This is a genomic window from Leclercia sp. LSNIH3 (assembly GCF_002935105.1).
Lineage (GTDB): Bacteria > Pseudomonadota > Gammaproteobacteria > Enterobacterales > Enterobacteriaceae > Enterobacter > Enterobacter adecarboxylatus.
This window is the reverse complement of record NZ_CP026387.1, coordinates 1,930,784-1,955,760: the sequence shown is the minus strand read 5'-3', so window position 1 is coordinate 1,955,760 and position 24,977 is coordinate 1,930,784. Positions and strand designations below refer to the sequence as shown.

General features: G+C 57.4%; 25 protein-coding genes. 19 read left to right on the top strand and 6 right to left on the bottom strand.

All coding sequences use genetic code 11. From position 1 onward, the window contains the following. Window position 1: 1 nt before the first annotated feature. Window positions 2–346 carry a gamma-glutamylcyclotransferase family protein gene (locus C3F35_RS09460; protein WP_032616228.1) on the top strand — a complete coding sequence of 115 codons (345 nt, stop codon included), beginning with the start codon at window positions 2–4 and terminating at the stop codon, window positions 344–346. 37 nt (window positions 347–383) lie between these two features. Here the strand turns inward: C3F35_RS09460 and C3F35_RS09455 are convergent, their stop codons facing one another. Continuing rightward, complete coding sequence (locus C3F35_RS09455; protein WP_103793131.1) at window positions 384–1,967, bottom strand: methyl-accepting chemotaxis protein; 1,584 nt, start codon at window positions 1,965–1,967, stop codon at window positions 384–386. A 219-nt stretch (window positions 1,968–2,186) separates the two neighbouring features. Continuing rightward, on the bottom strand, window positions 2,187–2,714 hold the full coding sequence (gene ppa / locus C3F35_RS09450) for an inorganic diphosphatase (protein WP_032616230.1): 528 nt from the start codon (window positions 2,712–2,714) through the stop codon (window positions 2,187–2,189). A gap of 309 nt (window positions 2,715–3,023) precedes the next feature. Between ppa and ytfQ the strand changes: the two genes are divergently transcribed. The 5 genes from ytfQ to C3F35_RS09425 all read left to right on the top strand — a co-directional run bounded on the left by ytfQ (window position 3,024) and on the right by C3F35_RS09425 (window position 9,435). Further along, entirely contained in the window at window positions 3,024–3,980 is a 957-nt protein-coding gene (gene ytfQ, locus C3F35_RS09445; protein ID WP_032616231.1) for a galactofuranose ABC transporter substrate-binding protein YtfQ, read from the top strand. A 266-nt stretch (window positions 3,981–4,246) separates the two neighbouring features. After that, window positions 4,247–5,749 carry a galactofuranose ABC transporter, ATP-binding protein YtfR gene (gene ytfR, locus C3F35_RS09440; RefSeq protein WP_032616233.1) on the top strand — a complete coding sequence of 501 codons (1,503 nt, stop codon included), beginning with the start codon at window positions 4,247–4,249 and terminating at the stop codon, window positions 5,747–5,749. A gap of 10 nt (window positions 5,750–5,759) precedes the next feature. Further along, complete coding sequence (ytfT, locus tag C3F35_RS09435) at window positions 5,760–6,785, top strand: galactofuranose ABC transporter, ATP-binding protein YtfT (RefSeq protein WP_163604553.1); 1,026 nt, start codon at window positions 5,760–5,762, stop codon at window positions 6,783–6,785. Then, window positions 6,772–7,773, top strand: a complete 1,002-nt coding sequence (gene yjfF / locus C3F35_RS09430; RefSeq protein WP_032616236.1) for a galactofuranose ABC transporter, permease protein YjfF — start codon at window positions 6,772–6,774, stop codon at window positions 7,771–7,773. The genes ytfT and yjfF overlap by 14 nt, the downstream gene beginning before the upstream one ends. 93 nt (window positions 7,774–7,866) lie before the next feature. Continuing rightward, window positions 7,867–9,435, top strand: coding sequence for a methyl-accepting chemotaxis protein (locus C3F35_RS09425; protein WP_103793132.1), 1,569 nt, complete (start codon window positions 7,867–7,869; stop codon window positions 9,433–9,435). On the opposite strand, the gene C3F35_RS09420 is transcribed toward C3F35_RS09425, so the two are convergent. Beyond that, entirely contained in the window at window positions 9,410–9,766 is a 357-nt protein-coding gene (locus tag C3F35_RS09420; protein WP_051916100.1) for a helix-turn-helix domain-containing protein, read from the bottom strand. The genes C3F35_RS09425 and C3F35_RS09420 overlap by 26 nt on opposite strands. Window positions 9,767–10,360: 594 nt before the next feature. Further along, on the bottom strand, window positions 10,361–11,359 hold the full coding sequence (fbp, locus tag C3F35_RS09410; RefSeq protein WP_059308884.1) for a class 1 fructose-bisphosphatase: 999 nt from the start codon (window positions 11,357–11,359) through the stop codon (window positions 10,361–10,363). Between the two features lie 179 nt (window positions 11,360–11,538). Here fbp and mpl point away from each other — a divergent pair, with 179 nt between their 5' ends. Beyond that, the gene (mpl, locus tag C3F35_RS09405) at window positions 11,539–12,912 is read left to right on the top strand and encodes a UDP-N-acetylmuramate:L-alanyl-gamma-D-glutamyl-meso-diaminopimelate ligase (protein WP_032616239.1); all 1,374 of its coding nucleotides are present in this window, start codon (window positions 11,539–11,541) and stop codon (window positions 12,910–12,912) included. Window positions 12,913–12,991: 79 nt separating this feature from the next. Here the strand turns inward: mpl and yjgA are convergent, their stop codons facing one another. Beyond that, a complete protein-coding gene (yjgA, locus tag C3F35_RS09400; protein WP_059308883.1) occupies window positions 12,992–13,543 on the bottom strand; it encodes a ribosome biogenesis factor YjgA in 552 nt (183 codons plus the stop codon). A gap of 95 nt (window positions 13,544–13,638) precedes the next feature. On the opposite strand from yjgA, the gene pmbA reads away from it, so the two are divergent. Both pmbA and cybC read left to right on the top strand, forming a co-directional pair. After that, window positions 13,639–14,991: a metalloprotease PmbA gene (gene pmbA, locus C3F35_RS09395; protein ID WP_103793134.1), complete on the top strand. Its 1,353-nt coding sequence runs from the start codon at window positions 13,639–13,641 to the stop codon at window positions 14,989–14,991. Between the two features lie 211 nt (window positions 14,992–15,202). After that, window positions 15,203–15,586, top strand: a complete 384-nt coding sequence (cybC, locus tag C3F35_RS09390) for a cytochrome b562 (protein WP_077226775.1) — start codon at window positions 15,203–15,205, stop codon at window positions 15,584–15,586. A 73-nt stretch (window positions 15,587–15,659) separates the two neighbouring features. Here cybC and C3F35_RS09385 read toward each other — a convergent pair whose 3' ends face one another. Beyond that, on the bottom strand, window positions 15,660–15,818 hold the full coding sequence (locus C3F35_RS09385) for a Hok/Gef family protein (protein WP_059308881.1): 159 nt from the start codon (window positions 15,816–15,818) through the stop codon (window positions 15,660–15,662). Window positions 15,819–16,237: 419 nt separating this feature from the next. On the opposite strand from C3F35_RS09385, the gene C3F35_RS09380 reads away from it, so the two are divergent. From C3F35_RS09380 to C3F35_RS09335, 10 genes are all read left to right on the top strand, one after another. Continuing rightward, window positions 16,238–16,576 (top strand): glycine dehydrogenase, encoded by a 339-nt coding sequence (locus C3F35_RS09380; RefSeq protein WP_098946216.1) that lies wholly within the window; start codon window positions 16,238–16,240, stop codon window positions 16,574–16,576. Window positions 16,577–16,586: 10 nt separating this feature from the next. Next, entirely contained in the window at window positions 16,587–16,949 is a 363-nt protein-coding gene (locus C3F35_RS09375) for an SFCGS family glycine-rich protein (RefSeq protein ID WP_032616243.1), read from the top strand. Window positions 16,950–16,951: 2 nt separating this feature from the next. After that, window positions 16,952–17,251: a DUF4312 family protein gene (locus tag C3F35_RS09370; RefSeq protein ID WP_006810338.1), complete on the top strand. Its 300-nt coding sequence runs from the start codon at window positions 16,952–16,954 to the stop codon at window positions 17,249–17,251. Between the two features lie 22 nt (window positions 17,252–17,273). Next, complete coding sequence (locus C3F35_RS09365; RefSeq protein WP_032616244.1) at window positions 17,274–18,050, top strand: DUF4311 domain-containing protein; 777 nt, start codon at window positions 17,274–17,276, stop codon at window positions 18,048–18,050. A gap of 13 nt (window positions 18,051–18,063) precedes the next feature. Beyond that, entirely contained in the window at window positions 18,064–18,705 is a 642-nt protein-coding gene (locus C3F35_RS09360; protein ID WP_032616245.1) for a DUF4310 family protein, read from the top strand. A gap of 42 nt (window positions 18,706–18,747) precedes the next feature. After that, entirely contained in the window at window positions 18,748–19,881 is a 1,134-nt protein-coding gene (locus C3F35_RS09355; RefSeq protein WP_103793135.1) for an amidohydrolase/deacetylase family metallohydrolase, read from the top strand. Continuing rightward, window positions 19,865–20,983, top strand: a complete 1,119-nt coding sequence (locus C3F35_RS09350) for a DgaE family pyridoxal phosphate-dependent ammonia lyase (protein WP_032616247.1) — start codon at window positions 19,865–19,867, stop codon at window positions 20,981–20,983. Before C3F35_RS09355 ends, C3F35_RS09350 begins: the two co-directional genes overlap by 17 nt. After that, a complete protein-coding gene (gene dagF, locus C3F35_RS09345; RefSeq protein ID WP_032616248.1) occupies window positions 20,980–21,720 on the top strand; it encodes a 2-dehydro-3-deoxy-phosphogluconate aldolase in 741 nt (246 codons plus the stop codon). The genes C3F35_RS09350 and dagF overlap by 4 nt, the downstream gene beginning before the upstream one ends. Window positions 21,721–21,909: 189 nt before the next feature. Further along, on the top strand, window positions 21,910–23,046 hold the full coding sequence (locus C3F35_RS09340; RefSeq protein ID WP_103793136.1) for a lactonase family protein: 1,137 nt from the start codon (window positions 21,910–21,912) through the stop codon (window positions 23,044–23,046). A 19-nt stretch (window positions 23,047–23,065) separates the two neighbouring features. Further along, entirely contained in the window at window positions 23,066–24,976 is a 1,911-nt protein-coding gene (locus C3F35_RS09335; protein ID WP_059308878.1) for a BglG family transcription antiterminator, read from the top strand. The last annotated feature ends 1 nt before the right edge of the window (window position 24,977 follow it).

The window sequence follows — 24,977 nt, the reverse complement described above, 5'->3', positions numbered from 1 at the left end:
AATGCGAATATTTGTCTACGGCAGTTTACGAACCAAGCAGGGCAACAGCCACTGGATGACCAACGCCCAGTTGCTGGGGGATTACAGTATCGAGAACTACCAGTTGTACAGCCTGGGCCACTATCCAGGCGCGGTTCCGGGGAACGGAGCAGTACAGGGTGAGGTTTATCGTATTGATAATGCCACGCTGGCTGAACTTGATGCTTTGCGCACTAAAGGCGGGGAATATGCTCGCCGGTTGATCCAGACGCCCTACGGCAGTGCCTGGATGTACGTGTACCAACGTCCGGTCGATGGCCTGACGCTGATTGAAAGCGGTAACTGGTTAGACAGAGACCAGTACTGAGATGAACAACGCCACCCTCGGGTGGCGTTGTTTTTTGTTATGCCCCTTCCTGGCGCAGCTTAAAGATCTGCACCGTCTCCAGTAGCTGTTCAGCCTGGCGATGCATCGCCTGTGCCGCCGCGGACGACTCCTGCGAAAGCGTAGCGTTTTGCTGCGTGGCGGCATCCATATGGGTGACGGCCACGTTCACCTGATCGATGCCCGTGCTTTGCTCGTGGCTGGCTAACGAAATTGCCTCAATCAGTTCACTCACCTTGCTGACGCTTTGCAGAATACCGGCCATGGCAACCCCGGCTTCTTTGACCTGACCATTACCCTCATCGATGCGGCTGACTGAGCGATCGATAAGGACGCGAATCTCTTTGGCGGCCGAGGCAGAACGCTGGGCCAGCGCGCGCACTTCAGCAGCGACTACCGCGAATCCACGGCCTTCGGTTCCCGCCCGGGCGGCTTCGACCGCGGCGTTCAGCGCGAGAATGTTGGTCTGGAAGGCGATACTGTCGATCATGCTGATGATGGTGTTGATCTCGCTGGAGAAATTATGGATCTCGCTCATGGTCTGCATGGCACGATCCACGGCTTCCTCCCCCTGACGCGCCACCTGACGGGCATTACGAGCCAGATCGCTGGCGGTTCGTGAATGTTCCGCGTTGCTTTTGACCACCGAGGTCAGCTCTTCCATCGACGCGGCGGTCTGCTCCAGGGCACTGGCCTGGGCTTCGTTACGGGAAGAGAGTTCATGGCTGCCACTGGCAATCTGTGCCGAGGCGGTGGCGATGGTCTCAGTGCCACTGCGTACCCCGGACACAATGCGGGTCAGGTTGATGTTCATCTCTTGCAGGGCATGCATCAGTTCGGCCGTCTCATCGCGACCAGCAACCGTAAAGCGGGACTGCAAATCCCCGGCGGCCACGGTACGGGCGATGCTCACAGCCTGGGCCAGCGGCCGGGTGATGCTGCGGATTAACCACCAGGTCACCAGCATTCCGGCGCCGAGCGTTAACGCCATCGTCAGCGCCAGCATCCAGCGGGTCTGCTGATAGCGGGCCTGGTTCTGGTCAGCGATCTGCTGGTGAAGCATCTTTGCGTGCTGGAGAGTGTTCGCCACCACCTCGTCGATCATTCTGGTCGGTTCGCGGTCAATGCCAGTGACCTGCTTATCCACGCGCTGGGCGCTGGTCACATCCCCCACCTGATAATCGTTCAGCGCTTTCAGGTACTGTTGCTCCAGCCCGGCGTGGATCTGCCGGGTTGCCAGCACCTCGCGGTTATCCATACCGATTTTGGGCAGCAGCTCGCTCAAATGGGTGAGCAGCGCCTGGGTGGCCTGGCTCTCGCGGCTAAAAGCATTTTTGTATTTATCGAACGCCTCCTGCCCCTGGGCACCGCGCAGCAGGGTGTTTTTCCACTCTTGCACCTGGATTTTAAACTGCACCTGGGCGCTACGTGCAGTGTCGATGCTTTCCGTGATGGACTGTTCCATTGCCATAATGCGTTGTTGCTGCGTCAGGCTGTCGTTGTTAATCGCCAGGCCGCGCAACCCGGTGAAGAGTGTTGCAAGCAGCAGCAGTGCGGCCAGCAATCCTAGCCGCTGGCCAATTGTAAGGGTGTTGATTTTCATCTGTAGCAGGTATTTCCCTGGTGGAATAAAGCGATCGTGATCACGTAACGGAGGTATCGACCGAGGGCAGACAGACTTTAAGGGCGCAGAAGGGGATTAAGACAGGGTAAACGCGCTATCTCGTTAATACACATAGAGAAAAGGGGTGTGTGACAGTTTCGTGACAATTTACGGGCATAAAAAAACCCCGACAAGTCGGGGCTTTTTACACGTTAAGAATTACTTCTTAGCGCGCTCAAAGGAGGCAATGATTTCAGCTTTAGCCGCTTCTGCATTGTCCCAACCTTCCACTTTCACCCATTTGCCTTTCTCGAGATCTTTGTAGTGCTCGAAGAAGTGGGCGATCTGCGCTTTCAGCAGTTCTGGCAGGTCGTTCACATCTTTGATGTGATCGTATTCTTTGCTCAGCTTGGTGTGCGGTACCGCAACCAGTTTCGCATCTTCACCGGCTTCGTCGGTCATTTTCAGAACACCAACCGGACGGCAGCGGATTACGGAACCAGGCTGCAGTGGGTATGGGGTTGGGACCAGCACGTCTACCGGGTCACCGTCCAGAGACAGGGTGTGGTTGATGTAACCGTAGTTGCACGGATAGAACATCGCGGTAGACATGAAACGGTCAACGAACAGCGCACCGGTGTCTTTGTCGATTTCGTATTTGATAGGATCAGCGTTCGCCGGGATTTCGATAACTACGTAGATGTCTTCCGGCAGTTCTTTACCCGCTGGGACGTTGAGTAAGCTCATGTCTGTGTCCTTTAAAATGATTGGTAATCAAGTGGCGAGTATTATAGCCAACTGACGCGGAATGTCTTCGCCTGTTTTCATCCTTCACCGCTTCTGAGCGCCAGTATTAGACCTTTCTCATGACAAGATAATCCATAAACTTAGCCGCATCTTTAATGGCTCAATGAAAGCGATTACAAACTTGTGATTAACGTTTTATTCACTTCTTCGAAGTGTGATGTAACACACTCCGTTACATCTTGTATTGTCTATAGTCATTTCGCAGAACACCTTTTACCCAACAATAAACTACCCTACGAGGACGTTCTTATGTGGAAGCGCTTACTTCTTGTCACAGCAGTTTCAGCAGCCATGTCGTCTATGGCAATGGCCGCCCCATTAACCGTAGGATTCGCTCAAGTCGGCTCAGAATCAGGCTGGCGAGCAGCTGAAACCAACGTCGCGAAAAGCGAGGCCGAAAAGCGCGGCATCACGCTGAAAATCGCTGACGGTCAGCAAAAACAGGAAAACCAGATCAAAGCGGTGCGTTCTTTTATCGCCCAGGGCGTTGACGCCATCTTCATTGCGCCGGTCGTGGCAACAGGCTGGGAGCCGGTATTGAAAGAAGCCAAAGATGCCGAAATTCCGGTGTTCCTGCTTGATCGTTCCATCGATGTAAAAGACAAATCTCTCTATATGACCACCGTCACTGCCGACAACGTGCTGGAAGGCAAATTGATCGGTGAATGGCTGGTGAAGCAGGTGGATGGCAAGCCATGTAACGTAGTGGAACTGCAGGGCACCGTCGGTGCCAGCGTGGCCATCGACCGTAAGAAAGGCTTTGCCGATGCCATTTCCAAAGCGTCAAACATCAAGATTATCCGTTCTCAGTCCGGCGACTTCACCCGCAGTAAAGGGAAAGAGGTCATGGAAAGCTTTATCAAAGCCGAGAACAACGGCAAAAACATCTGCATGGTTTACGCCCATAACGATGACATGGTGATCGGCGCCATTCAGGCTATTAAAGAAGCGGGTCTGAAACCGGGCACCGATATCCTTACCGGCTCTATCGACGGCGTACCAGACATCTATAAAGCGATGATCGACAAAGAGGCCAACGCCAGCGTTGAGCTGACGCCAAACATGGCTGGTCCGGCTTTCGATGCGCTGGAAAAATTCAAGAAAGACGGCACCATGCCAGAGAAAGTCACCATCACCAAATCCACGCTTTATCTGCCTGATACCGCAAAAGAAGAGTTAGAGAAAAAGAAAAATATGGGCTACTAAGCCTTAACCCCTCACCCCTGCCCTCTCCCCATAGGGGAGAGGGAGAAAGGCGGGTTAAGCAGAAAATTAAAGCCTGGCACGGTTAATTCCCTCTTCCCATAGGGGAGAGGGGGAAAGGCGGGTTGGGCAGACAATTAAAGCCTGGCACGTTCAATTCTCTCTTCCCACAGGAGAGAAGGGGAAAGGCGGGTTGGGCAGAAAATTAAAGATTTGCACGATCAATTCCCTCTCCCCTCCGGGGAGAGGGTTAGGGTGAGGGGGAAAATATGACCACTGAACAACACCAGGAAATCCTCCGCACAGAGGGCTTAAGCAAATTCTTCCCCGGCGTAAAAGCGCTGGATAACGTCGATTTTAGCCTACGGCGCGGCGAGATCATGGCCCTTCTTGGGGAAAACGGCGCGGGGAAATCCACGCTGATTAAAGCCCTGACCGGCGTGTATCACGCCGATCGCGGCACTATCTGGCTGGAAGGCCAGGCCATTTCGCCAAAAAATACCGCCCATGCCCAGCAGCTGGGAATCGGGACGGTCTATCAGGAAGTGAACCTGCTGCCGAACATGTCGGTCGCTGATAACCTGTTTATCGGTCGCGAGCCGCGGCGTTTTGGCTTTTTGCGTCGCAAAGAGATGGAAGCCCGCGCCACCCGGCTGATGGAATCCTACGGCTTTTCCCTCGACGTGCGCGAACCGTTGAACCGTTTTTCGGTGGCGATGCAGCAGATCGTCGCTATCTGCCGCGCTATCGATCTCTCTGCCAAAGTGCTGATCCTCGATGAACCCACCGCCAGCCTGGATACCCAGGAGGTGGAGATGCTCTTCACCCTGATGCGTCAGCTGCGCGATCAGGGGGTGAGCCTGATTTTTGTCACCCACTTCCTCGATCAGGTCTACGAAGTGAGCGACCGCATTACCGTGCTGCGTAATGGCGGCTTTGTTGGCTGTCGCGAAACCCGCGAGCTGCCGCAAATCGAGCTGGTGAAAATGATGCTTGGCCGCGAGCTGGAGACCAACGCCCTCCAGCGTGCGGGCCGGACGCTGCTAAGTGAAAAGCCCATTGCGGCGTTCAAGGATTACGGCAAGAAAGGCACCATTGCGCCGTTTAACCTGGAAGTCCGCCCTGGCGAGATCGTCGGCCTGGCGGGGCTGTTGGGTTCAGGCCGTACCGAAACCGCAGAGGTGATCTTCGGCATTAAACCAGCCGACACCGGCACTGCGCTGATCAAAGGCAAACCCCAGGCGCTGCGTTCGCCGCATCAGGCCTCCAGCCTCGGGATCGGCTTCTGCCCGGAAGATCGCAAAACCGACGGGATTATTGCCGCGGCCTCCGTGCGTGAAAACATCATTCTGGCCCTGCAAGCCCAGCGCGGCTGGCTGCGGCCAATCCCGCGTAAAGAGCAGAACGCTATTGCCGAGCGCTTTATTCGCCAGCTGGGGATCCGCACCCCGAGCGCCGAACAGCCCATCGAATTTCTCTCGGGCGGCAACCAGCAGAAGGTGCTGCTGTCGCGCTGGCTCCTGACCAAACCGCAGTTCCTGATCCTCGACGAGCCGACACGGGGCATCGACGTGGGGGCGCATGCGGAGATCATCCGCCTGATCGAAACGCTCTGCGCCGACGGCCTGGCGCTGCTGGTGATCTCCTCGGAACTGGAGGAGCTGGTGGGCTATGCCGATCGCGTGATCATCATGCGTGACCGGCAGCAGGTGGCCGAGATCCCGCTGGACGGGCTGTCCGTTCCGGCAATCATGAACGCCATTGCGGCATAAGGAGTAGATCGTGATGCCACGTTCACTGACTCAAACTGGCGAGCCGAAACGCCGCTTCCGTTGGCCCACCGGGACGCCGCAAATCATTGCGCTGCTGCTGGTGTTGCTGGTGGATAGCCTCGTTTCGCCGCATTTTTATCAGATTATCCTCCAGGATGGCCGCCTGTTCGGCAGCCCGATTGATATCTTAAACCGCGCGGCCCCGGTGGCCCTGCTGGCGATCGGCATGACCCTGGTGATCGCCACCGGCGGTATCGACCTGTCGGTAGGGGCGGTGATGGCTATCGCGGGCGCCACCGCGGCCTCGATGACCGTGGCCGGACACAGCCTGCCGGTGGTGCTGCTGGTGACCCTGGGAACGGGCGTGCTGGCAGGATTGTGGAACGGCATCCTGGTGGCGATCCTCAAAATACAGCCCTTCGTCGCCACCCTGATCCTGATGGTAGCCGGACGCGGGGTGGCGCAGCTGATCACCTCCGGGCAGATCGTCACCTTTAACGCCCCCAATCTGGCATGGATCGGCAGCGGTTCGCTGCTGTTCTTCCCGACGCCAGTGATTATCGTGGTGGTGACACTGATTGCGTTCTGGCTGTTCACCCGCAAAACCGCCCTCGGGATGTTCATTGAAGCGGTGGGGATTAACATTCGCGCGGCGAAAAACGCCGGGGTCAGCACCCGCCTGATGGTGATGCTGACCTACGTCTTAAGCGGGGTCTGCGCCGCCATCGCCGGGATCATTGTCGCGGCCGATATTCGCGGGGCCGACGCCAACAACGCGGGCCTGTGGCTGGAGCTGGATGCGATCCTCGCGGTAGTCATCGGCGGCGGGTCGCTGATGGGCGGGCGCTTTAACCTGCTGCTGTCGGTGATTGGCGCGCTGATTATCCAGGGAATGAACACCGGGATCCTGCTGTCTGGTTTCTCGCCCGAGTTAAACCAGGTGGTGAAAGCGGTAGTGGTGCTCTGCGTGCTGATCGTCCAGTCGCCGCGCTTTATCAGTCTTATTAAGGGGATGCGTGGCCATGATAAAACGTAATTTACCGTTAATGATCACCCTGGGCGTGTTCGTGCTGGGCTATCTCTACTGTCTGACGCAATTCCCCGGTTTTGCCTCGACGCGTGTGATCTGCAACATCCTGACCGATAACGCCTTTCTTGGGATCATCGCCGTCGGCATGACCTTCGTGATCCTCTCCGGCGGTATCGACCTCTCCGTTGGATCAGTGATCGCCTTTACCGGCGTCTTCCTGGCGAAAGCGATCGGCTATTGGGGGATCTCCCCACTGCTGGCCTTCCCGCTGGTGCTGGTGATGGGCTGCGCCTTCGGCGCCTTTATGGGGTTGTTGATTGATGCGCTGAAGATCCCGGCGTTCATTATCACCCTCGCCGGGATGTTCTTCCTGCGCGGCGTCAGCTATCTGGTGTCGGAAGAGTCGATCCCGATTAACCATCCGGTTTACGACACGCTCTCCAGCCTGGCGTGGAAAATTCCCGGCGGCGGCCGTCTGAGTATTCTCGGGCTGGTGATGCTGGGCGTGGTGGTGATCGGTATTTTCCTCGCCCACCGTACCCGCTTCGGTAACGAGGTGTACGCCATCGGCGGCAGCGCGACCTCTGCCAACCTGATGGGGATCTCCACCCGCAGCACCACCATCCGTATCTATATGCTCTCAACCGGGCTGGCGACGCTGGCGGGGATTGTCTTCTCCATCTATACCCAGGCAGGCTACGCCCTGGCGGGTGTGGGCGTTGAGCTGGACGCGATTGCCTCGGTGGTGATTGGCGGCACGCTGTTGAGCGGCGGGGTCGGCACGGTGCTGGGGACGCTGTTTGGCGTGGCGATCCAGGGGCTGATCCAGACCTATATCAACTTCGACGGCACGCTAAGTTCGTGGTGGACCAAGATTGCGATAGGCATCCTGCTGTTTATCTTTATCGCCCTGCAGCGCGGCCTGACGGTGCTCTGGGAGAACCGCCAAAGCTCGCCTGTCACCCGCGTGAGCACAACGACCAGCAAGGGATAACTTGCTGAATTTTCGCAATGTCTAAATCTTTTCCGGTAGCGGCCGATAACCCTTAATTCTGTCCAGATTTATCTCGCTACCGGAAATTACATCATGCTTAAAACGCTATCGATTCGTACCGGCTTGCTTTCGTTACTGGCCGTCATGACCCTCCTGCTGCTGCTCGTCAGCGGTATCGGCATTTATGCCCTCACACAAAGTTCCGCTTCACTGCAGCGCATTAATCATCTTCAGGGTGAACAGCTGGTGCAGCTTAACTCGGGCTACACCCTGATCCTGCGCGCGCGCAACGAAGCAGGGCAGGCCGTGCGCATGATGGAGGTGGGTCTGCTGGATGACGCCGCAAAAGCGGTGAAAAACATCAATGATGAAATCACGCAGGCACAAACCACGTTGAAAAACGTGATCGATAGCGGGGTAAACGATCCCGAAGGCGAACTGCTGCTGAAGAAGGTTGCGGCAAGCCTCGCAGCCTATAATGACCAGGGGATCGTGCCGATGCAGAACGCGCTGAAAGAGCAGAGCGCGGATGCCTATTACGATCTGCTGGAGAACCATCTGGTGCCGGTGGCACGTCAGTTTGATAACGACATGCAGGCCTTCCAGACCTGGAGCAACAGCCGCGGTAAAGCCGAAGTGGCGGCGGTGCAGGCCAGTAAAAACCGGGTAATGATGCTGATTATCGTCGCCGCGCTGCTGACCGCCGGGATTATTGTGCTGGCCTGGCTGGCACTGCGTCATATGCTCCTGAAGCCGCTCTCCACCTCTATCGCCCAGCTTGAACACGTGGCTGCCGGGGATTTGACCCACACTCTGCCTGTTCCCGCAAGCCAGGAGTTTAACCGCCTGAATGCCGCCATCGAAGCGATGCGCCAGTCGCTGATGGGCTCGGTGCTGCGCGTGCGCGATGCCAGTTCCCAGATCGACACCGGCAGCCGGGAGCTGACTGCCGGCAACATGCATCTTGCCCAGCGCACCGAATCCACCGCCACCTCGCTGGAGCAGACCGCAGCCAGCATGGAAGAACTTACGGCCACGGTGAAACAGAACGCCCATAACGCCGAGCAGGCGCATCAGGTGGCGAAGACGATGTCTGATACCGCTGACCGCGGCAGCGAAATGGTGTGCTACGTGATTGAGAAGATGCGCGATATCTCCGGCAGCGCCGACCGTATCGCCGATATTCTCAGCGTTATCGACGGCATTGCCTTCCAGACCAATATCCTGGCGCTCAACGCCTCGGTAGAGGCCGCCCGCGCGGGTGAGCAGGGCCGTGGTTTTGCGGTGGTGGCCGGTGAAGTGCGTATACTCGCCAGCCGCAGCGCCGATGCGGCAAAAGAGATCCGCACCCTGATCAGCGACTCGCAGTCACACGTCAGCGAAGGCAGCGAGCTGGCGCAGCAGGCGGGTGAAACCATGGATGAGATCGCCAGCGAGGTCATGCGCATGACTCGCCTGATGCGTGAGATTGCTAACGCATCGCACGAGCAGAGCAGGGGCATTGAGCAGGTTAATATTGCGGTCAATCAGATGGACGAAACCGCCCAGCAAAACGCGGCGCTGGTCCAGCAGTCTTCCGCCGCGACGCGCTCGCTGGAAGAGCAGTCGCGCAAGCTTATCGAGGCGATGTCGTCGTTTAAACTGTCGATGCAACAGGCGTAGCATCATCACATTCCGGCGCTGTAACAGGCGCCGGAATGCTCTCACCCATGGACGGCGCATTGGCGATCTGGTCATGGATCAAGCCCAGCAGTTTTTCCATCTCGACGGTCAAATGCAGCGCATAAGGCGTTGGCTCCAGAAACAAACCCTGGCGGGTAAACAGCGGCACATTAAAAAGCATCCCAAAGCGTTTCAGCGCCATGCTCACGGCCGGTCTGGACATATCAAGACGTAAAGAGGCTTTGGCCATACTCCCGCACCTGACAACTTCAATAAAGATCGGAATCAGATTGAGGTCGATCCCAGTAGCTGCGCGAGAGAGATTTTTCATTTCTGCGAATTTCCGTTGAACACACCTTGAACGCCATAATGATGACGGATTGATTCAGCGGGTTACAGCAGCATTTTTATATAGTTTTATAGCGAAAAAGGTATAAATCACGGGGAAAGTAAGGGGTTGGATGGTGGGAGGAGTCCCTGATAATTGCCTTGTTCTTAAAGCAATAAAATAGTATCGATTTAATGAATAGCTTACAGCGACTCCCTGGTCCGGCTGAAAATCGCCGAAGCGTTTCCGCAAGGCCGGGGCGAGGCGCAGGGACGCGCCGAGAGGGCATAGCCTGCAGGGATGCAGGCTGGTGCCCGACCCGAAAGCCTGGAGGAATAAGCTGAGGGCACCGCGAAGCGGCGATTTTCTTTGCCGGGAGCCGGGATTGTGAAGGGGGCGGCGGCGAGCCCCCTTCACACGTTCACGGGTGACGCGGCTGACAGAGAAGTGCTGAACGTAAAGTGAACGGAACAACCACCTTAGTCGCATGCTCCCCCTCACCCCAGCCCTCTCCCCAAAGAGGAGAGGGAGCCGACCGTGCCAATATTGTGTGGGGATGCTTCAGGCCAGCTGGCCCCTTTTTCTCAAACTAACACATCAGGCATCCGGGTATTCCCGGATTAAGCGCTCGACGTCTTCCACCATATGATCGTTGCCGACGAAGAACGAACGGCGCTGGTGCAGGCTTTCAGGGATGATATCCATGATCCGCTCTTTACCGTCGCTGGCTTTACCGCCCGCCTGTTCAGCGAGGAAGGCCATCGGGTTGCACTCGTACAGCAGACGCAGTTTACCTTCCGGGTGGCTGGCGGTGCTTGGGTAGAGATAGATGCCGCCTTTCAGCAGGTTGCGGTGGAAATCCGCTACCAGGGAGCCGATATAACGGGAGGTATAAGGACGCTGGGTGTCTTTATCCTCTTCCTGGCAGAATTTGATGTATTTCTTCACGCCCGCCGGGAATTTGATGTAGTTCCCTTCGTTGATGGAGTAAGTGCTGCCTTTCTGCGGGTAGCGCATGCGCTCCTGGCAGAGACAGAACACGCCCAACGACGGATCGTACGTAAAGGCATGCACCCCGCAGCCGGTGGTGTAAACCAGCATGGTGGAGGAGCCGTAAACCACATAGCCCGCGGCAACCTGCTTGTTGCCCGGCTGCAGGAAGTCTTCTTCGGTAACCGGCGTGCCGACAGGGGTAACGCGGCGGTAAATGGAGAAGATCGTGCCGACAGAGACGTTAACGTCGATGTTGGAGGAGCCATCCAGCGGATCCATCAGAACGACATATTTTGCGTGTTCACACCCTTCAAAGACCACGATTTCGTCTTCTTCTTCAGAGGCGATCCCCGCAACGATGTCGCGTGCGCGCAGTGCAGCTTTGAGTTTTTCATTCGCGAACAGATCGAGTTTTTGTTGAACTTCGCCCTGCACGTTTTCAGCACCGCTGGCACCCAGGATATCGACCAGACCGGCCTTATTGATATCGCGATGGATGATCTTGGCGCCCAGCTTTATTGCCGACAACAAAGCAGTGAGTTCACCGGTAGCATGCGAGAACTCGTGCTGCTTTTCGACAATAAATTCACCTAACGTTTTCATAACACCTTCCCTGCATTGGATGTTGAGTAAAGTTGTTGATGCCCAACAATCTTAACAAACTTTCAAATCTTCGCGCAGAGGTGAATCGCGCCAGCAACATACAGATTTCGCTGAAATGCGTTTCTCTGCCGCAGACATATGCGTAAAATGTGCGCCACATTGAAGAAGGATAGTGACGTATGCGCATTCATATATTGGGGATTTGTGGCACTTTCATGGGCGGCCTGGCTATGCTGGCGCGCTCTTTGGGCCATGAAGTGACAGGTTCGGACGCCAATGTGTATCCGCCTATGAGCACGCTGCTGGAAAACCAGGGCATTGATCTTATTCAGGGTTACGATGCCAGCCAGCTGGATCCGCAGCCGGATCTGGTGATCATCGGCAACGCCATGACCCGTGGAAATCCATGCGTGGAAGCCGTGCTGGAAAGGAATATTCCCTACATGTCAGGCCCGCAGTGGCTGCATGACTTTGTGCTGCGCGATCGCTGGGTTGTTGCTGTTGCGGGCACGCACGGCAAAACCACCACCGCCGGAATGGCGACCTGGATCCTGGAAGCCTGCGGCTATAAGCCAGGCTTTGTGATCGGTGGCGTACCGGGGAATTTCGAGGTTTCTGCCCGCCTGGGCGACAGCCCGTTTTTTGTCATCGAAGCAGACGAATACGACTGCGCCTTCTTTGATAAGCGCTCTAAATTTGTTCACTACTGCCCGCGCACGCTGATCCTCAACAACCTTGAGTTCGATCACGCGGACATCTTCGATGACCTGAAAGCGATTCAGAAGCAGTTCCACCACCTGGTGCGTATCGTGCCGGGCCAGGGGCGCATCATCCTTCCGGAAAACGACGTCAACCTGAAGCAGACTATGGCGATGGGGTGCTGGAGTGAGCAGGAGCTGGTAGGCGAGCAGGGCCACTGGCAGGCGAAAAAGCTCACCAACGACGCCTCCCAGTGGGAAGTGCTGCTGGAGGGTGAAAAAGTCGGGGAAGTCCACTGGGGGCTGGTGGGCGAACACAACATGCATAACGGCCTGATGGCGATTGCCGCAGCCCGTCATGTGGGCGTACTGCCTGCCGATGCGGCGAATGCGCTGGGATCGTTTATCAACGCCCGCCGCCGTCTTGAACTGCGCGGCGAAGCCCATGGCGTGACGGTGTATGACGATTTTGCCCATCACCCGACGGCGATCCTCGCAACACTGGCTGCCCTGCGCGGCAAAGTGGGCGGCACGGCACGCATTCTGGCCGTACTGGAACCCCGCTCCAACACCATGAAAATGGGCGTTTGCAAAGACGATCTCGCGCCGTCGTTAGGCCGTGCGGATGAAGTCTTCTTGCTGCAGCCGCAGCATATTCCGTGGCAGGTCGCAGAAGTGGCCGAAGCCTGCGTCCAGCCTGCGCACTGGAGTGCCGATGTGGATACGTTAGCGGAGATGGTGGTGAAAACCGCGCAGCCTGGCGATCACATTCTGGTGATGAGCAACGGCGGGTTTGGTGGGATCCATCAGAAGCTGCTGGATGGGCTGGCAAAGAAAGCAGAAGCGGCAGTGTAATCTTTTCCCTCTCCCTGAATGAGAGAGGGAACATTCACCCCCTCGGCCCGTTGGGAAGAGGGGGAAAATAACGCGGTTTTTAACCTTCGGCTTCCGCCAGCTCGCGCAGATACTGGAAGATCAGACGCGCAGACTTCGGCGGCTTATTCCCTTCTTTCTCTTTCCTGGCATTACGGATCAGCGTACGCAACTGCTGGCGGTCGGCGTCCGGCCACAGGTTCAGTACCTCTGCGATGGCGTCATCGCCATTATCAATCAGACGATCGCGGATCTGTTCCAGCTTGTGGAACAGGGCAACCTGCTGGTTGTGGCGGTTTTTCAGCTTATCGAGCGCCTGGCGAATAGGCTCTACGTCGCGCTGGCGCAACATTTTACCAATCAACTGAAGCTGGCGGCGACGGCCCTCTTTCTTGATACGCTGTGCCAGTTCGATGGCGGCACGCAGATCGGGATCCAGCGGGATTTTATCCAGCGCGTTCTTACCCAGTTCTACCATTTCCGCACCAAGCTGTTTTAACTCTTCGGCGTCGCGTTTAATTTCACTTTTACTGACCCAGATGATCTCATCATCTTCGTCTTCGATGTCATCACCGGGAACGTCGTCGAGCCAGTCTTCGGGCTGCTTAGTCATGTCAGGCTCCTTAAAAAAAGAGGCTAATCTTACCAGTTTAGGCGCGTACTGAGAAACGGTTCTCTGTTAGACTTCAGCTAACTACACCTTACATTATGGCATTTACGATGAAAGTGATCTCACAAGTTGCAGCGCAGCGTAAAGCACTGGAAGAAGCTGTCTCCATGGCTCTGGAGCTGGCGTCAGCGAAATCCGACGGGGCAGAAGTCGCCGTCAGCAAAACCACCGGTCTGAGTGTCAGCACCCGCTATGGCGAGGTGGAAACCGTTGAATTTAATAGCGATGGCGCGTTCGGGATTACTGTATATCACCAGAACCGTAAAGGCAGCGCCTCCTCCACCGACCTCAGCCCGGATGCCATTGCGCGCACCGTGCAGGCGGCGCTGGATATCGCCAGCTACACCTCCCCGGACCCTTATGCAGGCGTCGCAGACAGAGAATTACTGGCCTTTGAGGCCCCGGATCTGGATCTGTTCCACCCGGCAGAAGTGACCCCTGGCGAAGCCATTGATTTCGCGGCGCGCGCTGAACAGGCCTCCCTTAATGCCGATAAGCGCATCACCAACACCGAAGGCGGCAGCTTTAACAGCCACTACGGCATTAAAGTTTTTGGCAACAGCCACGGCATGTTGCAGGGCTATAGCTCTACCCGTCACTCGCTTTCCAGCTGCGTGATTGCGGAGGAGAACGGCGATATGGAGCGTGATTACGCCTATACCATTGGCCGTGCGATGGGCGATCTGGCGTCGCCAGAGTGGGTGGGGATGGAGTGCGCAAAACGCACATTGTCCCGGTTGGCTCCACGAAAATTGTCTACCATGAAAGCACCGGTTATTTTTGCCAATGAAGTGGCGACCGGGCTGTTCGGGCATCTGGTCGGGGCAATCGCAGGGGGCGCGGTATACCGTAAATCGACCTTCCTGCTCGACGCGCTGGGCACGCAGATCCTGCCGGAATGGCTGACCATTGAAGAACATCCGCACCTGCTGAAAGGGCTGGCCTCTACGCCGTTCGACAGCGAAGGCGTGCGCACGGAACGTCGCGATATCATTAAAGACGGCATCCTGACTCAGTGGCTGCTGACCAGCTACTCCGCGCGCAAACTGGGGCTGCAAAGCACCGGCCATGCGGGCGGCATCCACAACTGGCGTATCCCTGGCCGCGGCCTGAGCTTTGAGCAGATGCTGAAAGAGATGGGCACCGGGCTGGTGGTAACAGAGTTGATGGGCCAGGGCGTCAGCGGCGTAACCGGTGACTACTCCCGCGGGGCGTCTGGCTTCTGGGTCGAAAACGGTGAAATTCAGTACCCGGTGAGCGAAATTACTATCGCCGGCAACTTAAAAGATATGTGGCGCAATATCGTGACGGTAGGCAACGATATCGAAACGCGCAGTAATATCCAGTGCGGATCGGTGCTGTTACCGGAGATGAAGATCGCCGGCCAGTAATACCCGCCATTCTTCACGCTGCAGATGCGTTGGCAGCGCGCGTTCATCCCGGCACTTACTCTGTAAGCTCCCGGGCGTTCACGCGCTTGCCGCGTTACTCGGCCCTTTGGGGCCAGCGCGCGCGCTGTTCAGGGCACAAGTGCCTTGTCCTGCAACGCGAATTATTCAGGGTATTCGTCGGTTTTTTTAATAATAAAAAAGGAAGTGAGCAATGCGTAAAAATCTGTTAGCTATCCTCGCAGCCTCAACGCTGGTATTGAGTACGTCGGTCTTTGCCGACCTGGAAGACAATATGGACACCCTCAGCGAAAACCTGAAGGTGGTGCAGAAAACGGACAATGCGGCGGAAATGAAAGGCGCACTGACCAAAATGCGTGCCGCCGCGGTGGACGCGCAAAAAGAGACGCCGCCGAAGCTGGAAGGTAAAGCGGAGAACAGCGCGGAGATGAAAGATTACCGTCACGGGCTGGAGACGCTGGTCGGGCAGATTGACGGCGCGCTGAAGCTGGCCAATGAAGGCAAAGTAAAAGAGGCGCAGGCGGCGGCCGATGGATTTGTGACCACACGTAATACCTATCACAAAAAATATCGTTAATGGGTGCCTGAGCCGTACGTCCTTGATACACTCATAAAATGCAGGGGGATTGCTCTCCCCCTGCATAATAGCTCTACTCCTTGCCAGAGCTGCAATCCAGTCGGGCAGTCACTTCCAGTGAACCGTTGCGATAGTGAATTTCGCAAAGGGTTCGACGGGTTATCAGCGTCAGCAAAATTGCTGTTATTGCGGCAATCGTGGCGACTCTGATAATAAGTTGTGTGCGTTTCATGGATGCCTCCTTGCTTCTTAAGCGGGTAAGGCAGCGAACTTCACGTGTTAGGACGTGTTGTTTCGGGCCCCATCCCTGATTTTTATTCAGGTGGGGCTTTCCACTTCCCGTCCCATGCATGAGACGGTCAGTCTCAAGCACCCGCAGCCACTCTACCCAATCCCCATAAGAAAACCTTATCCAGCTCACATTTCTACGAGTCTGCTCGTAAACTTTTTCACTTCCACCACGCCGCTTTTCCCGTTCAGGAGCGTGATATTCATCACGTAAAACCAGCGGAAAATCATCATTGAGCCTAATTATGTGGCACAGATCACTGGCGCCGCTCTCCTTTCCACTTCGAAGTGGAAAACAACTCGCTACAAACCAGCAACAGCCAGCGTTAGTTTTATCCCAGAGCCAATAACGGGGTAATACGAGTGATTAACGGAACGGTAATAAACGACACTGGAGACCAGGCGGCGCAAACTGAACAGCTGGCCGACACCATGCTCAAGCAGACGTTCACGCTGCTTAGTCATCACCACATTATCCCCAATGCCGTTCAGGAGCAGATGCTGACCTCCCACGTTCGCGCCATGGCGCACCGGTCAGTGACCGGCGAGCCGCTGCCGGAGGTTGAGGCTGACCTGTTCGACGAAATTTCACCTGAATCAATGCAGCTTGCCCGGGACGTCGTGGCGCAGTTTGGCAACCTTCCTGATGAAGAAGCCTGGCTGCTCTCCGTTCACTTTGAAGTCGCAAAAGACAACCTTTAAGGAGTACATCATGGAACAAATTACAGTCGTTATCGGCGATCGCCTGGGTAAAGGTCAGAAGGTTGCAGCAGGCGTTGAAAAAGCAGGTGGACGCGCCGTGGTGGTGCCAGGCATGGCGGCAGACATGAAGCTGGGCGATGTGATGAAAGCGGAAAACGCGACCTTCGGCATCTCCTTCTGCGGCAGCGGTGGCGCAGGTGCTATCACCGCGCAGACCAAATATGGCTACAAAGCGAAGTACGGCATGCGTTCCGTGGAAGAGGGCGTGACCGCCATCAACGAAGGCTGCAACGTGCTCGGTTTTGGCTTTATGGATAAAGAAGAGCTGGGTGAGCGTCTGGTCCAGGCGTGGCAGAAGAAGCACGGCGCATAAGCATGAAAGAACAGTTCACCACCACGGTGAGAGTAAAAGGCAAGGGTGACGCCAAAGCGCGCGCCTTTGCCGACGCGCTGAACCATGTTCAGGCCGCGGTGATGAAAGCATCACCGCATATCTTACTGCGTATTGAGCCACAGGATGTGCAGGTTGTTCAGGCGCAAGAAGCGGTGCGTAAAGAGGCGTTTCTGTTCTTCTTTTTGCGCCGGGAAAGACGCACCTACAGCGTGGAGCTGGATGTGACCGTCAACGTGACTGCCATCAATCTGGACCAGGTGGACTTTGTCACGCAACGCTGATTCTTACTAATAGGGCAGACTAATGTTCCTGATAATTTTAATAAAATCGCTCATCATCGGCGGCCTGGTTGGCGTCGGCGTTGGTGCCGGGGCTGCACGCATGTTTCATGCGCCTACCACACAGGGTATGGGCGCGTTTCGTACGTTGGGGGAGCTGAACTCCTGTGAAGGGGATCCGGCGTCTCACTTCTCCTTTGGGTTAGGCTTCTTCTTCAACGCCTGGGCCTCGTCGGTGGCGGCGGGTTCCTTCACCCAGGACGTTGACCACCGCATCATCCCGAACTGGGGTGCCGCGGCGCTGATGATCAAAAACCGCAACGTCGGCGAGACGCTGCATGATCCACGCAAAATGGCGATAGCCTGCGGCGTGATCGGCATGCTGGTCGTCACCTTCCTGAACCTTACCGCCTCTTCCGTACCGGCAGCCCTTCAGGTCACCGCCGTGAAGGTACTGGTTCCGGCGGCGAACCTGTTGGTGAACACCGTGATGCCGGTGATCTTCTGGCTGGCAGCCATCGACGCGGGCAAAAAATCCGGCTTCTGGGCCACCGTCTTTGGCGGCGCGGCGCAGCTGATCATGGGTAACGCCGTACCGGGTCTGGTGCTGGGGATCCTGATTGGCAAAGGCGTGGAAGAGAGCGGCTGGAACCATGTCACCAAAGTGATGATGGTCGCTATCGTAGCGCTGTTTGTGCTGAGCGGCTTCTTCCGCGGCTTCGACATGAAGATGATTGAATCCTTCCATCTGACCGTGCCGAACTGGCTCGACATGATCCACAACTCGCTCAGCGGCAAGTAACAGGAGCCTCTAAATGGAACAGAATAAAGGTTTTTGGTATGCCGACTGGTCGTTCCCGATCTTCGTTGGCCTGCTCTCCTCCGGCGTCTTCGCCGGGACACACATGTACTACCTCTACGGCATTGGCGCGTTTAACGAAGTGGCCTTTGTGGCGATGCTGAAAGCGGGCATCGATACCGGTGCCTACGGCGCAGTGGCGGCGTTCGGTGCCAGCTTCCTGTTCGCCCGTATTATCGAAGGCTCCCTGGTGGGGATCCTCGATATCGGCGGGGCGATCCAGACCGGCGTAGGCCTCGGTGTGCCGGCGCTGCTGCTGGGGGCGGGCATCATGTTCCCGGTGACCAACTTTGTCGCCTCGCTGGCGACCGGCCTGGTCATTGGTCTGGCGATTGGTTACGTCATCATCCTGGCGCGTAAGTTCACCATCAATCAGAGCAACTCCACCTACGGGGCTGACGTGATGATGGGAGCGGGTAACGCCTCCGGCCGCTTCCTCGGGCCGTTGATTATCCTCAGCGCGATGACCGCGTCGATCCCCATCGGCATCGGTTCACTGTTGGGCGCACTGCTGTTCTATATCTGGCAGAAGCCGATTACCGGTGGCGCCATCCTCGGTGCAATGCTTTTAGGCTGGCTGTTCCCGGTCGCCCTTTAATACCCGCGGGCGCTCAGGCGCCCGCCTTATCAGGAGAACCCCATGTTTGATTTACTCCTGCGCCGTGCGCGCCTCACCGACGATACCCTGACCGATATCGCCATTCAGGACGGGAAGATCGCGGCGGTTGGCGACATCACCGATCCCGCACACCGTACCGTTGAGTTGAACGGTGACACTTACGTCAGCGCGGGCTGGATTGACTCCCACGTCCACTGCTACCCGAACTCCCCGATTTACCATGACGAGCCGGACAGCGTGGGCATTGCCACCGGTGTCACTTCCGTAGTGGACGCGGGCAGCACCGGGGCAGATGACGTGGACGACTTTTACAACATTACCCGCAAAGCCTCCACCGAGGTGTTTGCCCTGCTGAACATCTCCCGCGTCGGGCTGATTGCCCAGAACGAACTGGCCAATATGGCCAACATCGACGCCGATGCGGTGAAACAGGCGGTACAACGCCATCCGAATTTTATCGTCGGCCTGAAAGCACGCATGAGCAGCAGCGTGGTGGGTGAAAACGGCATTACCCCGCTGGAACGCGCCAAAACCATTCAGAAAGAGAACGGCGATCTGCCGCTGATGGTGCACATTGGCAACAACCCGCCAAACCTCGACGAAATCGCAGAGCTGCTGAGTTCCGGCGACATCATTACCCACTGCTACAACGGCAAACCGAACCGCATTCTGACCCCGTCCGGCGAGCTGCGCGCCTCCATCACGTCTGCCCTGAAGCGCGGCGTGCGGCTGGACGTTGGCCACGGTACGGCGAGTTTCAGCTTTGAGGTGGCGAAACGCGCCATTGCGATGGGCATTCTGCCGCACACCATTAGCTCGGATATCTACTGCCGCAACCGCCTCAACGGCCCGGTTGGCTCGCTGGCGAGCGTGATGTCGAAATTCCTCGCCATCGGCATGTCGTTGCCGCAGGTGATTGAGTGTGTCACCGCGAACGCCGCCGACGGCCTGCGCCTGGCCCATAAAGGCCGCATTCAGCCTGGCCTCGACGCCGACCTGACGCTGTTCACCCTGAAACGCCAGCCCACGCTGCTGGTGGATGCTGAAAACGACAGCCTGCAGGCCGAACACATTCTGGTGCCGCTTGCCGCGATCCGCGCGGGCAAGGGCTACATGACCGAACAAGGGAGCACGGAACATGCCTTCAATTTTTGAGAAGTACAATTTAAAACAGGTGATTAACACCTCCGGGCGCATGACCGCGCTCGGCGTCTCTACCCCGCGCCCGGAAGTGGTGCAGGCGGCCATGGACGGTATGAACCAGTATTTCGAGATGAAAGATCTGGTCAACAAAACCGGGGAGTACATCGCGAAGCTGCTGGACGTGGAAGGCGCGACCGTCGTCTCCTGCGCCTCGGCGGGCATCGCCCAGTCGGTGGCGGCGGTGCTGGTCAAAGACAGCGACTGGCTGCTGGAAAACCTGCACGTGACCCCGATTGAAAACAACGAGATCGTCCTGCCGAAAGGCCATAACGTCAACTTTGGCGCGCCGGTCGGCACCATGGTGGCGCTGGGTGGCGGCAAGCTGGTGGAAGCCGGTTACGCCAACGAATGCTCCGCCGATCAGCTGGCGGCGGCGATCACCCCGCGCACCGCGGCGATCCTTTACATCAAATCCCACCACTGCGTGCAGAAAAGCATGCTCAGCGTCGAGCAGGCGGCGGTTGTGGCGCGTAAGCACGAGCTGCCGCTGATCGTCGATGCGGCGGCAGAAGAAGATCTCCAGACTTACTACCGTTCCGGTGCAGATCTGGTGATCTACAGCGGCGCGAAGGCGATCGAAGGGCCAACCAGCGGCCTGGTGATCGGCAAAACCCAGTACGTGGAGTGGGTGAAACGCCAGACGGCGGGTATTGGCCGCGCCATGAAGGTGGGCAAAGAGGGCATTCTCGGCCTGACCTGCGCCATCGAACACTACCTGACGGCGACCAAAGAGAGCGGCGACGAGATGGTGGCGAAGATGACGCCATTTATCGATGCCCTGAATACTCTGAACGGCGTCACGGCTCGCGTGGTCTGGGACAGCGCCGGTCGCGACATCGCCCGCACCGAGATTAAGTTCGACGAAGCGACTACCGGGGTCGGCACTGGCGACCTGGTAAGCGCCCTGAAGCAGGGCGAGTACGCGATTTACTTCCGCGGCTACAAGGCCAACGAAGGGATCATCGAAGCCGACGTGCGTAGCGTCAGCGCAGACCAACTGAATATCGTCTATCGCCGCATCAGCGAAGTATTAGGCCAGGAGAAGAAGGCATGAAACTGACCCCCAATTTTTACCGCGACCGCGTTTGCCTGAACGTGCTGGCCGGATCCAAAGCCAATGCCAGCGCTATCTATGAAGCGGCAGAAGGTCATGTGCTGGTGGGCGTGCTCTCTAAAAACTACCCGGACGTGGACAGCGCCGTAGCGGATATGCGCGAATACGCGGCACTGATTGATAATGCGCTCTCCGTGGGCCTCGGCGCGGGGGATCCGAACCAGTCGGCGATGGTGAGCGAAATCTCCCGCCAGGTGCAGCCGCAGCACGTCAACCAGGTCTTCACCGGCGTCGCCACCAGCCGTGCGCTGCTGGGGCAAAGCGAGTCCGTGGTTAACGGCCTGGTTTCCCCGACCGGCACCGTCGGCATGGTCAAGATCTCCACTGGCCCGCTGAGCAGCAAGGCGCCGGACGGCATCGTCCCGGTGGAAACCGCCATTGCCCTGCTGAAGGATTTCGGCGGCAGCTCGATCAAATACTTCCCGATGGGTGGCCTGAAGTGCCGTGACGAATACAAAGCGGTGGCGGAAGCCTGCGCCCGTCACGACTTCTGGCTGGAGCCGACCGGCGGTATCGATCTGGAAAACTACGAGGAGATCCTGCAGATCGCCCTGGACGCAGGTGTCAGCAAGATCATCCCGCATATCTATAGCTCGATTATCGACAAAGCCAGCGGCGATACGCGCCCGGAAGATGTGCGCACGTTGCTGGAGATGACGAAGAAGCTGGTGAAATAATAAAAACCTTACCCCTCACCCTAACCCTGTCCCCACAGGGGAGAGGGAACGATTACTCCCTCGCCTCAAAGGGGAGAGGGAACGATTATTCCGTCGCCCAAAGGGCAGAGGGCACGATTACCCCCTCGCCCCTATGGGGAGAGGGCTGGGGTGAGGGGAAACAAACCGCACACACCTAAAGGAGCCACCATGCATACCCGTAACCTGCTTGTCGCTTCACTCTCTTTACTTGCCACCGCTGCCGTTGCCCAGACGCAGTACGCCTGGGTGGGCACCTACAACCCCAACGGCGAAGGGCTGTATCGCTTTACCGTCGACCCGCAATCCGGCGCGCTCGCCAACAAAACCCTGGTGAGCAAACTGCCGAACGCCGCGCAGTTGACCACCTCAAAGGATGGCAAAACGCTCTATCTGGCAAGCGAAGTTGAGCAGGGCGTGGTGCAGGCGCTGCGCGTGGGCGATAACGGCGAGGTGAGTGAGCTTAATCAGGTGGCTTCCGGTGGTGCAGGGCCGGTCTATCTCTCGCTGACGCCGAACGGCAAACATCTGCTGGTGGCGAACTATGTCAGCGGTTCGATTGCGGTTCTGCCGATCAACGCTGACGGCAGCCTGAGAGACGCCACGGACAAACATCAGGATCAGGGTGATCCGGGTGCAGCAAAACCCGAGGCGGCCGCTGAAGGAAGTTTTGCCATCAGCGATCATAATGGTCCTCATGCGCACATGATCGCCGCCGATCCGAGCGGGAAATACGTATTTTCCACCGATCTGGGCCTGGATCGTATTTATCAGTACCGTTTTGACGATCAAGCCGGGAAGCTGATCCCGAACGATCCGCCATTTATCAGTGCCTCCTCGAAAGGGGCCGGGCCGCGCCATTTCGTCTTTACGCCCAAAGGCGATGCTCTGTGGCTGATTAACGAAGAGGCTTCTACGCTGACCCATTACGTACTGGATAACAATGGCAGGCTGAAAGAAGGCAAAACGATCTCTTCCCTGCCAGCAGGTTATAAAGGCACCAGTTTTGCCGCCGGGCTGGCATTAAGTGCAGATGGTAAACAGCTGTATGTGGCTAACCGTTTGCATAACAGCATCGGGCACTTTACCGTAACAGCGGAGGGCACGCTGACGCATCAGGACGATGTCTGGACGCGTGGCGATTACCCGCGCACCCTGACGCTGGATAAACAGGGGCGCTGGCTGTACGTCATGAACCAGCGCAGCGACAACATTACCCGTTTCCGCGTGGCGCAGGACGGCAAGCTGAACGCCGAGCCAGACTATACGCCGGTCGGCAGCCCATCCCAGATGGTCATTTCACCTTAAGCTGTAAGAGGACAACCCCGTGCGATTTCCCAACCAACGTTTAGCGCAACTTTTCGACCTGTTGCAAAACGAAACGCTGCCTCAGGACGAACTGGCGCAACGGTTGTCGGTATCCACGCGTACCGTCCGGGCTGACATTACCGCACTCAATGCGCTGCTGGCAGGAAACGGGGCGCAATTTATTCTCAGCCGCGGGAACGGCTATCAGCTGAAAATCGACGATCCGGCCCGCTATCAGCAGCTACAGGACTCCCACCCGCGGATGCTGCGTATTCCGCGTACCGGCCCGGAGCGGGTGCACTACCTGGTGGTGCGCTTTCTGACCTCCGCCTTCTCCCTCAAGCTGGAAGATCTGGCCGATGAGTGGTTTGTCAGCCGCGCCACGCTGCAAAGCGATATGGCGGAGGTGCGCGAGTGGTTTCATCGTTATCGCCTGACGCTGGAGACCCGCCCGCGCCACGGCATGAAGCTGTTTGGCAGTGAAATGGCGATCCGCGCCTGCCTGACCGACCTGCTGTGGCAGCTGGCGCAGCAGGACAGCCTTAATCCGCTGGTGACGGAAGTGGCGCTCAACGCCGGCGTGCCGGAACAGCTCGCCGCCGTCCTGCATGAGACCTTTACCCGACACCATATTCGCCTCACCGATGAAGGTGAGCTGTTTTTACGCCTCTACGGCGCGGTGACGGTGCGGCGTATCAGCGAAGGTTATCCGTTGCCGGAATTTAACGCCGAAGAGGTGGCGGAAAACGTGCGCGATGCCGCCCGGGATATTGCCAGCGCCATCGCCCGGCTGGCCGATAAGACGCTTTCGCCTGCGGAAGAGACCTGGCTGGGGGTACATATCGCCGCGCGCCAGGTGCAGGAGATCTCCCCAAGCGCCATCAACGCTGATGATGAAGAGGCGCTGGTGAACTACATCCTGCGCTACATCAACACCCACTTTAACTACAACCTGCTCGACGACAGCCAGCTACACGCGGATCTGCTGACCCACATAAAAACCATGATCACCCGCGTGCGCTACCAGATCATGATCCCCAATCCGCTGCTGGATAACATCAAGCAGCACTACCCGATGGCGTGGGATATGACCCTCGCCGCGGTCTCCAGCTGGGGGAAATACACCCCCTATGTGATCAGCGAAAACGAGATCGGTTTTCTGGTGCTGCACATCGGCGTGGGACTGGAGCGGCACTACAACATTGGCTATCAGCGCCAGCCGCGGGTGATGCTGGTCTGCGACGCGGGCAACGCAATGGTACGGATGATCGAGGCGGTGTTGCAGCGTAAGTACCCGCAAATCGAGGTGACGCGCACCCTGACGCTGCGGGAGTACGAGCAGTGCGAGAACATCAGTGAAGATTTTGTCATTTCCACCGCGCGGATCGCGGAGAAAGCCAAGCCGGTGGTGCTGATCGCCCCGTTCCCGACCGACTACCAGCTCGAGCAGATCGGCAAGCTGGTGCTGGTGGACCGAACGCGTCCGTGGATGCTGGAGAAGTTCTTCGACGCCAGCCATTTCCGCGTCATCGATCGCCCCATCGACCAGCAAACGCTGTTCCGGGAGCTGTGCGGCCAGCTGCAGGAGGAGGGGTTTGTTGACGCGGAGTTTCTCGACTCGGTGGTGGAACGTGAAGCCATCGTCAGCACCCTACTCGGCGACGGCATCGCGCTGCCGCACTCCCTCGGGTTGCTGGCGCAAAAAACCGTGGTCTATACCGTGCTCGCCCCGCACGGCATTCAGTGGGGCGACGACACCGCGCACGTGATCTTCCTGCTCGCCATCAGCAAAAGCGAGTATGAAGAGGCGATGGCCATCTACGATATTTTCGTCACCTTCCTGCGTGAGCGGGCGATGACCCGGCTGTGCGGTTGCAGCAACTTTGCCGGGTTTAAAACCGTGGCGATGGAGTGTTTGAGCCGATTTTAAA